Source organism: Actinacidiphila sp. bgisy145, from assembly GCF_057708125.1.
Window position 1 is genome coordinate 20,974 of record NZ_JBYIRL010000066.1, and the last position, 12,494, is coordinate 33,467.

General features: G+C 72.1%; 9 protein-coding genes. All 9 read right to left on the minus strand.

Annotated elements, in window-relative coordinates:
* Positions 1-16 precede the first annotated feature (16 nt).
* The 9 genes from AC3ERT_RS35070 to hpnC all read right to left on the minus strand — a co-directional run bounded on the left by AC3ERT_RS35070 (position 17) and on the right by hpnC (position 12,055).
* Entirely contained in the window at positions 17-1,453 is a 1,437-nt protein-coding gene (locus AC3ERT_RS35070) for an aspartate aminotransferase family protein (protein WP_335984166.1), read from the minus strand.
* Entirely contained in the window at positions 1,450-3,492 is a 2,043-nt protein-coding gene (gene dxs / locus AC3ERT_RS35075) for a 1-deoxy-D-xylulose-5-phosphate synthase (RefSeq protein ID WP_435179102.1), read from the minus strand. The genes AC3ERT_RS35070 and dxs overlap by 4 nt, the downstream gene beginning before the upstream one ends.
* Positions 3,493-3,621: 129 nt before the next feature.
* Positions 3,622-4,650: an adenosyl-hopene transferase HpnH gene (gene hpnH, locus AC3ERT_RS35080; protein ID WP_335984169.1), complete on the minus strand. Its 1,029-nt coding sequence runs from the start codon at positions 4,648-4,650 to the stop codon at positions 3,622-3,624.
* Positions 4,651-4,655: 5 nt separating this feature from the next.
* Entirely contained in the window at positions 4,656-5,273 is a 618-nt protein-coding gene (locus AC3ERT_RS35085) for a phosphorylase family protein (RefSeq protein ID WP_335984170.1), read from the minus strand.
* A 3-nt stretch (positions 5,274-5,276) separates the two neighbouring features.
* Positions 5,277-7,316, minus strand: a complete 2,040-nt coding sequence (shc, locus tag AC3ERT_RS35090; RefSeq protein WP_435136312.1) for a squalene--hopene cyclase — start codon at positions 7,314-7,316, stop codon at positions 5,277-5,279.
* Positions 7,317-7,415: 99 nt separating this feature from the next.
* Positions 7,416-8,495, minus strand: a complete 1,080-nt coding sequence (locus AC3ERT_RS35095) for a polyprenyl synthetase family protein (protein ID WP_335984173.1) — start codon at positions 8,493-8,495, stop codon at positions 7,416-7,418.
* Positions 8,492-9,988, minus strand: a complete 1,497-nt coding sequence (gene hpnE, locus AC3ERT_RS35100) for a hydroxysqualene dehydroxylase HpnE (protein ID WP_435179104.1) — start codon at positions 9,986-9,988, stop codon at positions 8,492-8,494. Before hpnE ends, AC3ERT_RS35095 begins: the two co-directional genes overlap by 4 nt.
* A 214-nt stretch (positions 9,989-10,202) precedes the next feature.
* On the minus strand, positions 10,203-11,171 hold the full coding sequence (hpnD, locus tag AC3ERT_RS35105; RefSeq protein ID WP_335984175.1) for a presqualene diphosphate synthase HpnD: 969 nt from the start codon (positions 11,169-11,171) through the stop codon (positions 10,203-10,205).
* The gene (gene hpnC / locus AC3ERT_RS35110; RefSeq protein ID WP_335984176.1) at positions 11,168-12,055 is read right to left on the minus strand and encodes a squalene synthase HpnC; all 888 of its coding nucleotides are present in this window, start codon (positions 12,053-12,055) and stop codon (positions 11,168-11,170) included. The genes hpnD and hpnC overlap by 4 nt, the downstream gene beginning before the upstream one ends.
* Positions 12,056-12,494 lie beyond the last annotated feature (439 nt).

Sequence of the window (12,494 nt, forward strand, 5' to 3'; positions counted from 1 at the left end):
CCACGGGGGCGGGTTCCTAGCGGTTGGCGACCGCCTGCTTGATCAGGGTCCGGCTGAAGTCCCACATCAGGCCGCCCCCGCCGTGCGCGTCGTCCATCACGTCGGTGAACGCCGTGACGAAGCGGTCGACGTCGGCCTCGTCGACCACCAGCGGCGGGATCAGCTTGATCACCTCGATGTGGTCCCCGGAGACCTGGGTGAGGATGCGGTGCTTCTGGAGCAGCGGCACCACCACCATCTGCGCGAACAGGCCCTTGCGGGCGGCCTGCAGCATCGTCCAGCGGCCGCGCAGCTTCAGCGACCTGGGCTTGCCGAACTCCACCGCGACCATCAGGCCGCGGCCGCGGACGTCCGCGAGCAGCTCGTACTCGTCGACGAGCGCGGCCAGCCGGGTGCGCAGCAACTCGCCCATCCGCCGGGAGTTCTCGACGAGCTGCTCGTCCTCCATCACCGCCAAGGTGGCCAGGCCCGCGACCATCGCCTGCGCGTTGGAGCCGTAGCTCGCCGAGTGCACCAGCACCCGGTCCATCGAGGAGTAGACCTTCTTGAAGATCCAGTCCCGGCCCAGCGTGGCGCCCACCGGCACATAGCCGCCCGACAGCGTCTTGGCGACGGTCAGCAGGTCCGGCTCGACGCCCTCCTCCTGCTGGTAGGCGTAGAAGGTGCCGGTGCGGCCGATGCCGGTCTGCACCTCGTCGCAGATCAGCAGCGCCTTGTGGGCGCGCAGCAGCGACTGGGCCGAGCGCAGGTAGCCGGCCGGCGGGATGTGCACGCCGTGGCCCTGGATGGGCTCCACGATCATCGCCGCCACGTCGCCGCGCTTGAGCTCGCGGGCCAGCGCGTCCAGGTCGCCGACCTCGATCTCGGTGTCGGGCAGCAGCGGCGCGAAGCCGTCCTGGAAGCCCTCCTCGCCGTTGACCGACAGCGAGCCGGTGGTCAGGCCGTGGAAGGAGTGCTTGCAGTACAGCACCCGGGGCTTGCCGGTGGCGTAGCGGGCGAACTTCAGCGCGGTCTCCACCGCCTCGGTGCCGCTGTTGCCGAAGAACACCCGGTCCAGGTGCGGGGTGTAGGACAGCAGCTTCTCGGCGAGCAGCCCGGGCAGCGGCTGGCAGTCGAACCGGGTCAGGTCCGGCAGCCCCGCGTCCAGTACGTCGTGCAGCGCCTTGCGGACCACCGGGTGGTGGCGGCCGACGCCCATCACGCCGAACCCGGCGAGCATGTCCAGGTAGTCGTTGCCGTCGGCGTCCCAGAAGTGCGCGCCCTCGGCCCGCTCGTAGTACTTGTCGAAGCCGATGGTGTGCAGCATCCGCGGCAGCTGGTGGTTCAGGTGCTTGCTGTGCAGGTCGTACCGTTCACCGCCCCGCTCGGCGAGGAGGGTGCCGAGGTCGAACCCTTTTGGCTGCGCCCCTGGGGCGGGGCTGCCGGGCTCGGGCGTCGGGTCGGACGATGTCATCGTTCACCTGCTCCTCGCGTGCGTGGGGTGCTGCCACCGGAAGTATGCGCCGGTCCGGCGCCCTTGGCTCCGGCCGGGTCGGCGGAACCGGTGCGGCCGCAGGGGTCGGCGGGGTCGGCCTGGCCCGGGACCTCCCCCGCGGCGGCCGTGGCGGTGCGCGCGGCCAGCCGCAGGAAGGACCCGCCCACCGACCCGGCGATCTCCGCCGGGGTCAGCCCGAGGTCGGCCAGCACCTCGCCGCGCTTGGCGTGCGCGAGGAACTGCGGCGGGATGCCGAGGTCGCGCAGCGGTACGTCCACCGACGCGTCGCGCAGCGCCTGCGCGATCGCGGAGCCGACGCCGCCGACCCGGCCGTTGTCCTCCACGACGGCCACCATGCGGTGCGCGGCGGCCAGTTCCGTCAGCGCCGGGTCGACCGGCTTGACCCAGCGCGGGTCGGCCACGGTGACGCCGATGCCGCGGCCGGCCAGCAGCTCCGCGGCCGACAGGCACGTTTCGGCGAACGCGCCGATCGACACCAGCAGCACGTCGGGCGCCAGGCCGTCGGCGGGGCGGTGCAGGACGTCCACGCCGCCCACCCGCTCCAGCGCCGGCACCGCGGGGCCCGCGGTCTCCTTGGGGAAGCGCACCACCGTCGGGGCGTCGTCGACCTCGACCGCCTCGCGCAGCTGCGCGCGCAGCTGGTCGGCGTCGCGCGGCGCGGCGATCCGCAGGCCCGGCACCACCTGGAGGATCGACATGTCCCACATGCCGTTGTGGGAGGCGCCGTCGGTGCCGGTCACCCCGGCCCGGTCCAGCACGAAGGTCACGCCGCACCGGTGCAGGGCGACGTCCATCAGCACCTGGTCGAAGGCCCGGTTGAGGAAGGTCGCGTAGACCGCGACGACCGGGTGCAGCCCGCCGGTGGCCAGGCCCGCCGCGGAGGTCGCGGCGTGCTGCTCGGCGATGCCGACGTCGAAGACGCGGTGCGGGAAGGCGGCGGCGAACTTCGCCAGCCCGACCGGCTGGAGCATGGCGGCGGTGATGGCGACCACGTCGGGCCGCTCGGCGCCGATGGCCACCAGTTCCTCGCCGAACACCGAGGTCCACGACGGCCCCTGGGCGGGCGCCAGCGGCCGGCCGGTGGCCGGGTCGATGGCGCCCACGGCGTGGAAGTGGTCGGCCTCGTCCTGCTCGGCGGCGGCGTAGCCGCGGCCCTTCTCGGTGAGGCAGTGCACCAGGACCGGGCCGTGGAAGCGGCGGGCGCGGCGCAGCGCGGACTCCACCGCCTCGATGTCGTGGCCGTCGATCGGCCCGAGGTACTTCAGCCCCAGGTCCTCGAAGAGGCCCTGGGGCGCGAAGGCGTCCTTGAAGCCCTTCTTCGCGCCGTGCAGCGACTCGTAGAGCGGCTGGCCGATCACCGGGGTCTGCTGGAGGAGCTGCTTGCCCCAGCCGAGGAAGCGCTCGTAGCCGTCGGTGGTGCGCAGCGTGGACAGGTGGTTGGCGAGCCCGCCGATGGTGGGAGCGTAGGAGCGCTCGTTGTCGTTGACGACGATGATCAGCGGGCGGTCCCGGGCGGCGGCGATGTTGTTCAGCGCCTCCCAGGCCATGCCGCCGGTCAGCGCGCCGTCGCCGATGACGGCGACCACCCGGTCGTCGCTGCCGCGGACCTCGTTCGCCTTGGCCAGGCCGTCGGCCCAGCCGAGCACGGTGGAGGCGTGGCTGTTCTCGATCACGTCGTGCTCGGACTCCGCGCGCGAGGGGTAGCCGGACAGGCCGCCCTTGCTGCGGAGCTTGGAGAAGTCCTGCCGGCCGGTGAGCAGCTTGTGCACGTACGCCTGGTGGCCGGTGTCCCACAGGATGCGGTCGGCGGGTGAGTCGAAGACGCGGTGCAGCGCGATCGTCAGCTCCACCACGCCGAGGTTGGGGCCGAGGTGGCCGCCGGTCCTGGCGACCGCGTCGACGAGGAAGTGGCGGATGTCGGCGGCGAGTTCGTCGAGCCGGCCGTCGGGCAGTGCCTTCAGGTCGCGCGGGCCTTTGATGTGCTCCAGCATCGACATGTGTGGACCTCGTTCCTGCCGGGATTGCGGTGGATCGTCGGCCGCTGACCGGCCGGTGGCAGTGCGGACACGAGCCACCGGCGGGCGCGGGGGCCGGGCCGGTGGCTCGTCACTGCTGTTACCTGGCGGTCACTTCGCGCGGTTGGAGGCGACGGTCTCCCGGGCGGCGCGGATGGACTCCTTCAGCGAGCCCATGGTGGCCAGCACGGCCGTGGGCTCGTAGCCGCAGTGGGCCATGCAGTTGTCGCACCGCTCGTCCCGGCCGCGGCCGTACTTGTCCCAGTCCGTCTCGTCCAGGAGCTTCTGATACGTCGGCACGTACCCGTCGCTCATCAGGTAGCAGGGGCGCTGCCAGCCGAAGAGCGAGTAGTTCGGGATCGCCCAGGCGGTGCAGGGGAAGTCCGCCTTGCCCTCCAGGAAGTCCAGGAAGAGCGGGCTGTGGTTCAGCCGCCACTTCTTGCGGTTGCCGTCGCCGAACGCCTTGCGGAACAGCTCGCGGGTCTGCTCCACGCCGAGGAAGTGCTCCTGGTCGGGTGCCTTCTCGTACGCGTATGCGGGCGACAGCATCATTTCGTCGACCTGCAGGTCGTCGTTGAGGTAGTTGAGCACCTCGATGATCGTCTGCGGGGTGTCGGTGTTGAAGAAGGTGGAGTTGGTGGTGACCCGGAAGCCGCGCCGCTTGGCCTCCTTGATCGCGGCCACCGCCTCGTCGAAGGTGCCCTCCTTCGCCACCGACTCGTCGTGCCGCTCGCGCATACCGTCGATGTGGACGGTAAAAGCAAAGTAAGGAGAAGGTGTGAACTTGTCCATCTTCTTGCGCATGAGCAGGGCGTTGGTGCAGAGGAATACGAATTTCTTGCGGGCGACCAGCTGGCGCACGATCTCGTCGATCTGGGGGTGCATGAGCGGCTCGCCGCCCGCGATGGAGACCATCGGCGCACCCGACTCCAGCACCGCGCCGACCGCCTGGGCGACCGGCATGCGCTGCTTGAGCACCCCCGCGGGGTGCTGGATCTTGCCGCAGCCCTCACATTTGAGGTTGCAGGCGAAGAGCGGTTCGAGTTCGACGATCAGCGGGAACTTTTCGCGTCGCCGGACCATTTTCTGTTCGAAGAGGTACGACGCGACGCGGACGGTCTGACGGAGCGGCATGGCCATCTAGCTCACCTCCAGGGGAGCGCGGTAGTGCGGTGCCAATCGAGAAAGGCGGGAACAAGATCTCTGAGCACGCGGAATGCGATGATCCCGGTGCGGAGGGTGCCGACACGCACGAGTTCGAACTCGGGCGTGTCGACGACGACGCGGGCCGCCGCGATGCGGTGCGCGCCCTCGGCGAGAGCAGCGCGGCGCATCGCGGCCGACTCCATGTCCACGGCGATGGCACCCGTCGCCGCGAGTGCGGCGCGCTCGGCGCCCCGCACGACATGATCGGACTCCGCCAGCGTGCCGGTGTGCACGGTGTGACCCCGGTCGGCGAGCGCGGCCTTGAGCGCGGCGGCCAGCGTCGCGCTCTCGTGACCGTCGTCGGAGACGACGACGTCACCCGGCCGCATGCCGGGGGCGAGCCCCGCGCAGAAGCCGGTGGTCAGGACGGAACTCCCGTGCAGCGCCGGGTCCTTCAGGGCCTGCGCGACGACCCGCTCCGCGTTCCTGGGTCCCATGCCGGTACGCAGCACGGTCACCGGGAACTCCGCGGTGTTCCTGGCGGTGCCCCTGCGCAGCGCGAAGCGCTCGATCGGCAGGGCGCAGACCACCGTCAGCGGGGGTCGGGACGGGCCCACGAACTAGGCCCCCTTTCCGGTGCTCGGCAGGGCGGCGGCCGGGCCGGCCGGGGCCGCGGGGTGGCCGGCGCCGAAGGGCTCGGCGCGGGCGTAGCGGCCGAGCGCGGTCAGCGGGAAGACCATCCGGTACAGGTGGTAGTTGATGGAGAAGTCACGCGGGAAGCCGGTACCGGTGAAGTACGGCTCGTCCCAGGAGCCGTCCGGCAGCTGGGTGTCGGCCAGCCAGCGCACCCCGCGCTCGACGGACTCGGTGTCCCGCTCGCCGGCCGCCAGCAGCGCCATCAGCGCCCACGCGGTCTGCGACGCGGTGGAGTGCCCGCGGCCGGCCCACTCCCGGTCGGCGTAGGAGCGCAGGTCCTCGCCCCAGCCCCCGTCGGTGTTCTGCACCTCGTGCAGCCAGTCGACGGCCCGGCGGATCGCCGGGTGGTCCGGGGCGAGCCCGGCCGCGGCGAGCGCCGGGACGGCCGACCCGGTGCCGTAGATGTAGTTGACACCCCAGCGGCCGAACCAGGCGCCGTTGTCCTCCTGTTCCCCCAGCAGCCAGTCGATGCCGCGGCGGGTGTGCCCGTCGTGTTCCAGGCCGAGCGCGGCCAGCATCTCCACCACGTGGGCGGTGACATCGGCCGACGGCGGGTCGATCACCTCGCCGAAGTCGCAGAACGGCAGCCGGTTGGGGAAGGGGCTGGTGTTGTCGGCGTCGAAGGCGCCCCACGCGCCGTTCCTGGACTGCATGCCGACGTTCCAGCGCACCGCCTTGTCGATCGCGGAGTCCAGCCGGGCCCGGTCGGGGTGGTCGATCCGGCGCAGCGCGAGCACCACCTCGGCCGTGTCGTCCACGTCCGGGTAGTTGTCGTTGTGGAACTCGAAGGCCCAGCCGCCGGGCGCCAGTTGCGGGCGCTGCACGGACCAGTCGCCGGGGCGGGTGATCTGCTCGCCGAGCATCCAGTCCGCGGCCTTGACCAGCGCGGGGTGGTCGGCGCCGATGCCGGCGTCGGCGAGGGCGATGGTGGCCAGGCAGGTGTCCCAGACCGGGGACTGGCACGCCTCGATCATCCGCACGCCCTCCTCGGGCCACACGGCGAAACGATCCAGCGAGTCCAGTCCGGCCTTGATCACCGGGTGGTCCAGGTCGTAGCCGAGCAGGTGCAGGGCGATCACCGAGTAGACCGCCGGCGGCTGGATGCCGCCCCAGCAGCCGTCGGCCTCCTGGCGCTCGATGATCCAGCGGGCGCACGCGTTCATCGCGCTGCGGCGCACCAGCCGGGGGCTGAACCGGCGGTAGACGTGCAGCACCTGGTCCAGGCGCTGGAAGACGCCGTCCCAGGTGGTGATGGGCTTCCGGCGCTGCTTCGGGTTCGGCCGGGCCGGGTCGAGGTGCAGCTCCTCGATGCCGAAGGGCGCGGGGTGCACCGGGCGGTGCGCGCCGACCACGGTCAGCGGCACGATGGTCTGCCGGGCCCAGCAGCCGAACGAGTAGATGTTCAGCGGCATCCACTTGGGCAGGAAGATGACCTCGGGCGGCATCTCCGGCAGGTCGTCCCAGTCCCACCAGCCGAACAAGGCGAGCCAGATCCGGGTGAAGACCCGGCTGGCGGCCACACCCCCCTCGCCGCGGGACCACTTCGCGGCCAGCGCCATGTGCGCCTCGGCCGGGTCGTCCCCGGCCAGGCGCAGTGCGACATAGGCCTCGATGGTGGCGGACAGGTCGCCGGGACCGCCGTGGAAGGTGGGCCAGGCGCCGTCCTCGCGCTGCTGGGAGCGAATCCAGCGGGCCGAGGCAGCGGTGACCTCCTCGTCGCGGATGCCGAGGAACTCCCGCAGCAGCAGGTCCTCGGCATCCATCGTCACGTTTGTCTCGAGGTCGCCTTTCCACCATCCGTCAGGGTGCTGCCGTGCCAGGAGGTGGTCTGCGGCGCGCTGCACGGCACGCTGCGCCGCCGCCTCTGTGTCGCCGGCTGGAACAGGCTCCGGCTCCGAGGCGCTACTGGCCGAAGGTGTCCGATGGGTTGGCGTCCCTGGACTGCCGTCGGTCGTCGCTGTCATGGCTTCCCCTTTGCAGTTGATACTTCTGCGGTGTCGGGGGCGGCCGTCCGCCGTCACAAGAGTGAAACCGGCGACGTCATACGCTCCACGTCTGTCTTGTTACTTCTCGCGGACCACCACAAAATCCGCCAGGCCCACGAGCTTACGTCGGATTTCTTCCGGCATGTCCATTTTGTCCAGAGCGGCGATGGCGGTCGTGTACTGCCTCCGGGCCTCCTGAGACGTCCACTCCCGACCACCCGCCTCTTCGATCAACGCCGCACGCAGGGCGAACTCTTCCTCGCTGAAGGCATCAGTTTCGGCCTGCCCGGAATTTTTCGCGTCCGCCGCGAGGAGTTCACCGAGCCGCTCGGCCGCGGGGCCGTCGGCGGCGAGCGCCGCGACCACCGGCAGCGACTTCTTACGCTGCCTCAGGTCGCTCCAGGTCTGCTTGCCGGTGGTGGCCGGGTCGCCCCAGATGCCCAGCAGGTCGTCGATCGCCTGGAAGGCCAGCCCCAGGTGGTAGCCGTACTCCTCCAGCGCGTCCGCGTCGGACTCCGACGCGCCGCCGAGCACCGCGCCGATGGAGGAGGCGCAGGCCAGCAGCGCCCCGGTCTTGTTGCCCTCCATCTCCAGGCACTCGGTCACGGCGACCCGCTCGCGGTGCTCGAAGGAGATGTCCTGGGCCTGACCGTCGATCAGCTTGCGGGTGGCGGTGGTCAGCCGGCGGGTGGCCCGCCCGGCGTCCGCGGTGCCCTGCTCCAGCAGGATCTCGTTGGCCAGCGCGAAGAGCGCGTCGCCGACCAGGATCGCCTGGGCCGGGCCGTGCACCTTCCACACCGTGTCCCGGTGCCGGCGCTGCTCGTCACCGTCCATCAGGTCGTCGTGCAGCAGCGAGAAGTTGTGCACCAGCTCCACCGCGACCGCGCCGGGCACCCCGGTCTCCGCGGGCGCCCCGGCGGCCTGCGCCGACAGCAGGGCCAGCGCCGGACGCACCGCCTTGCCGCCGTCGCCGTCCGCGGGCCGGCCGGCCTGGTCGATCCACCCGAAGTGGTACGAGGCCACGGTGTCCATCGGCGGGGCGAGCCGTGCGACGGCCGCGCGAAGCACGGGGGTGGTCAGGATGCGGCCGTTCTCCAGCAGCGCGATCACGCTGTCAGCGGTCACGTTCTCTCCTCTTGTCGCACCAATTGCACTCATGCCGCCTCCAGTACGCCGTGTTCGCAGGGCAGTCCGAGGGCGGACAAGGCTTGTCGGGAGGCGTGCAGGCCGCTGCGCACCGCACCCTCCATCGTCGCGGGCCAGCCGGTGGCGGTCCACGCGCCGGCCAGGTACAGGCCGGGGGCGCGCGTGGCGGGCCCGGGGCGCAGGGCGCCCACGCCCGGGGTGGGCGCGAAGGTCGCGGTGCGTTCACGGGTGACGAAGAAGTCGCGGACCGCGGCGCCGCGGGTGGCCGGCAGCACCCGCTCCAGCTCCGGCAGGTAGCGCCGGCGCAACTCGGCCACCGGCAGGTCGATCTCGTCCTGCACGGCGGACTGGGACAGCGCCACGTACTGGCCGCCGCCGGTGAGCCCGGAACTGGCGGTGCGGTCGAACACCCACTGGACCGGACTGCCGATCGCCGCCATGAACGGCTGCCTCAGCACCTGCCGGTCGTAGATCACATGAACATTGAGGATCGGCGCGGTGCCGATCCGCAAGAGCTTTTCCGGCTGCTCCAGCGCGCCGGCCGGCAGCAGTTCGTGCGTCTCCTGCTGCGGCACCGCCAACACCACGGTGCCGGCCGTCAGTTGCTCACCGCGGCCCGGCCCGGTCTCCACGTCCACACACCACCCGCCGTGGGCGACGTCACGCGCCTCCTCGCCGCCGGCGGCGGGTGCTCCGTCCTGCGGACGGGCCGTCAGACCGGTCGCGCGGGCCCGCAGCAGCACCCGCACCCCCGCCGCGTCCAGGGCCGCGCGGGCCCGGCCGTCGTGCAGGTCGCCGAGCGGCGCCGCGGCCCAGCCGATGTCGGCGGCGCCCGGCTCGGACAGCAGCCCGGTCTTGAACACCTTCGCCGCAAGGGCCAGCGAGGACTGGTCCGACGTGGCGTTCAGGGTGGCCACGCCGACCAGGTCCCACAGCGCCTCGATGGTCCGCGCGGACTGGCCGCGCGCGGCGAGCCACTCGCCGAAGTTGATCGCGTCCAGGGCCGGGTCCTTAAGGTCCAGGCCGCGCAGCGCGAGCGCCGCCCGCCCGACCGAGGCCCGCTCGGCCACCGACAGATGGGGGTAGCGCAGCAGGCTCGGCGCCAGGTGCAGCGGCACCGGCAGCGCCACCCGCCCGATCCGGCCGGTCTTCCCGCTGCGCGGGTCGTGGACCGGCACGTCCAGCCGGTCCTGGAGCGTCACCAGGTCGCGGGCCGCGATCCGGTCCAGGAACCACTGGTAGGCGGTGCAGCAGCGCAGGAAGACGTGCTGGCCGTTGTCGACGGTCAACTCGCCGCGCTTGAAGGAGAAGGCGAGGCCGCCCAGCCGCGGCCGGGCCTCGGTGAGCGTCACCCGCACCCCGGCGTCGGCGAGCGCCAGCGCCGCGGTCACCCCGGCCAGGCCGCCGCCGACCACGACGGCGGTACGGCCGGACCCGCCGCGGTCGGGCCGGTCCGCGCCGGCGCCGGCTGCTGCGGCCTGCGGGCCGGATCGGGTCGTGGTCATGCGCGCTCTCCTCGGGCCGTACCAGGCGGGGTACGGCGGACCGTCGCGGAAGGTGACGCCGTACGCGCCGCCAGGGTTGCCCGGCCCGGCCGCGGGCACGCGGGCAGCCGCCGCACACCCGTACGGAGAGCAGCCTCCCGGGCCGGCGGCGCGGTCCGGGAGCGGGCAAGGGCGTACGGCGCGGTGGAACCCGCTTGGTGCACGCGGGTCGGTCTCACACGTCCCTCCGCGGATCGGCGGCGGAGGCGGGAGCAGCGGTACGGGCGGTGCGGCGGGCGTCCAGCCCCGCCAGGCCGCGGACGGCGACGTACGCCTTCTCCCGGCCGGGCAGCGACACGCGGCCGCGCAGCACCGCCGCGGGGTCGGCGGCGAACCGCTCCAGCAGCCGCCGGTAGATCCCCGCCATCGCGGCCACGCAGGCGCCGCTGCGGCGGTCGAGCATCGGCAGCAGCCGGTATCCGGTGGCGAACAGCGCGCGGGCTCGGCGTACTTCGAACTCGACCAGGCCGGCGAAGTCAGAGCCGGCCGGCGGGGTGTCGTGGTGGAAGCCGTCGGCGCAGCCGAACTTCGCCAGGTCCTGCGCGGGCAGGTACGTGCGTCCGTTGCCGGCGTCCTCGCGGACGTCGCGCAGGATGTTGGTGAGCTGGAGGGCGAGGCCGAGCGTGTCGGCGTATTCGGCGGCACGTGCGTGATCGTGCCCATTCACCGTGCCGAAAACGCCCAATGAGACCCTACCGATAGCTCCCGCCACACAGCGGCAGTAAACGGCCAGGTCGTCCCAGGTCTCGTAGGTCTCACCCCGGACGTCCATCTGGACGCCGTCGATGAGCTCGCCGAGCCCGCCCAGCGGGATCGGGAAGAGCGCGCAGGCGTCGGCGAGGGCGACGGCCACCGGGTCGGTGTCGTCCTCCTCGACGTCGTGGGCCTCGACCCGGTGCAGCAGGGTGCGGGCCTCCTCCAGCCGGCGGAGCTTCTCCTCCGGCGGCAGCCCGCCGTCCCCGATGTCGTCGACCCGGCGGGAGAACGCGTAGACCGCCGACATCGCCTGGCGCTTCGCCGTGGGCAGCAGGCGGATTCCGTAGGCGAAGTTGCGGGCCTCGTGCCCGGTCACGGTCTCGCAGTACTTGTATGCAGCAAGCACCTGTCCGGACGTGTGCGCGGAACCGTTCACGGTCCGGGTCACCCCTCTCTTCGCAATGTCGACCCCACCTCACGCAGCAGGACGGACTTGGTGGCCTTCGGGGAACTCGACAGCACGTCGTATCCCGCGTCCTCCACCGCCCGCAGTGCCGCACGGCCACCGCCGACGAATCCGGCGAGCAGCAGTCTGAGCCGGCCTCGGACGCTGCGGACCAGGGCACCGCCCTCGCCCAGCAGGTCACGGGCCCGCCCGGCTTCGAACGCGACCAGCTCGCGCACCTTCTCCCCCGCGCTCGGCGCGGCGAGGTCGGCCTCGTCCACCGAGAAGAGTTTCATGTCCTCCTGCGGGAGGTACACCCGGTCCCTGCCAAGGTCCTCCGCGACATCCTGGAGGTGCTCGACAATCTGCAGCGCGGTGCACACCGCGTCCGAGCGCCTGACCCGTTCCGGGGTGGAGGTGCCGGTGATGGACAGCACCAGCCGGCCCACCGGATTGGCGGACAGCTCGCAGTAGGCGAGCAGGTCGGCGTAGGTGGCGTACCGGCTGACCTGCTGGTCCTGCCGGTTGGCGGCGATCAGGCCGAGGAAGGGCTCAGGGGTGAGCCGGTGCTGACGCACCGTCGGGCGCAGCGCGAGCAGCAGCGGGTGGCGCGGGGTGCCGTCGAAGACCCGGTGCAGGTCGGCCTCGAAGGCGTCGAGCATCGCCAGCCGGTCGCCGGCCGCCTCGGCGGGCAGGCCGAGCCGGACCGCGTCGGGCCGGCCGCCGTCGGCCAGGTCGCCGTCCCCGATGTCGTCCACCAGCCGGGCGAACCCGTAGACGGCCATCAGGTCCTGGCGCCAGGCACGCGGAAGAATCCGGGGTGCCACGGGGAAGTTCTCGCGCGCGGCCTTGTCCAGGACGGCACGGGAGGCGACGTCCCCGGTCACCGCGGGCTTCCCGGCGCACAGGCGGCGAGCGCGCCCCGGAGCAGGATGGTCCCGATCTTCATGGCCGCCACATCCCCCGTTCTACACTGCCCCGTCGAAACTTCCCATTTCGGACACGCCGCACCTTCGCATACGGACACCCGTACGCGGATATCGATCATCAGCAGGCTCCCAGCACCGGTACAGCTTACGTCGGAGGCTTACCCGGCGTACGCGGGGGGCGCGCCCCGTTCAGCGGGTGACAACACCCCACCACAACAACCGATCCCCGCCGGATCATCCGGCGGGGATCAGGTTTTCCGGAAAACTTCCCCGGTCCGGGCCGCAATGCGGACCGAGCCGGACAGAGCCGGACAAGGCGCGGCGGACGGCGCCGAAGGTACGGCGCCCCACCGGACCGGGTCCGCATTCCGACGCCCCGTCACTTTCCGTCGTAGGC

What these genes read in the sequence shown, in the direction of transcription:
- AC3ERT_RS35095 (WP_335984173.1), bottom strand. Translation starts at nt 8,495, where the DNA reads ATGAGTGCAATTGGTGCGACAAGAGGAGAGAACGTGACCGCTGACAGC.
- hpnH (WP_335984169.1), bottom strand. Translation starts at nt 4,650, where the DNA reads ATGGCCATGCCGCTCCGTCAGACCGTCCGCGTCGCGTCGTACCTCTTC.
- hpnE (WP_435179104.1), bottom strand. Translation starts at nt 9,988, where the DNA reads ATGACCACGACCCGATCCGGCCCGCAGGCCGCAGCAGCCGGCGCCGGC.
- AC3ERT_RS35070 (WP_335984166.1), bottom strand. Translation starts at nt 1,453, where the DNA reads ATGACATCGTCCGACCCGACGCCCGAGCCCGGCAGCCCCGCCCCAGGG.
- dxs (WP_435179102.1), bottom strand. Translation starts at nt 3,492, where the DNA reads ATGTCGATGCTGGAGCACATCAAAGGCCCGCGCGACCTGAAGGCACTG.
- shc (WP_435136312.1), bottom strand. Translation starts at nt 7,316, where the DNA reads ATGACAGCGACGACCGACGGCAGTCCAGGGACGCCAACCCATCGGACA.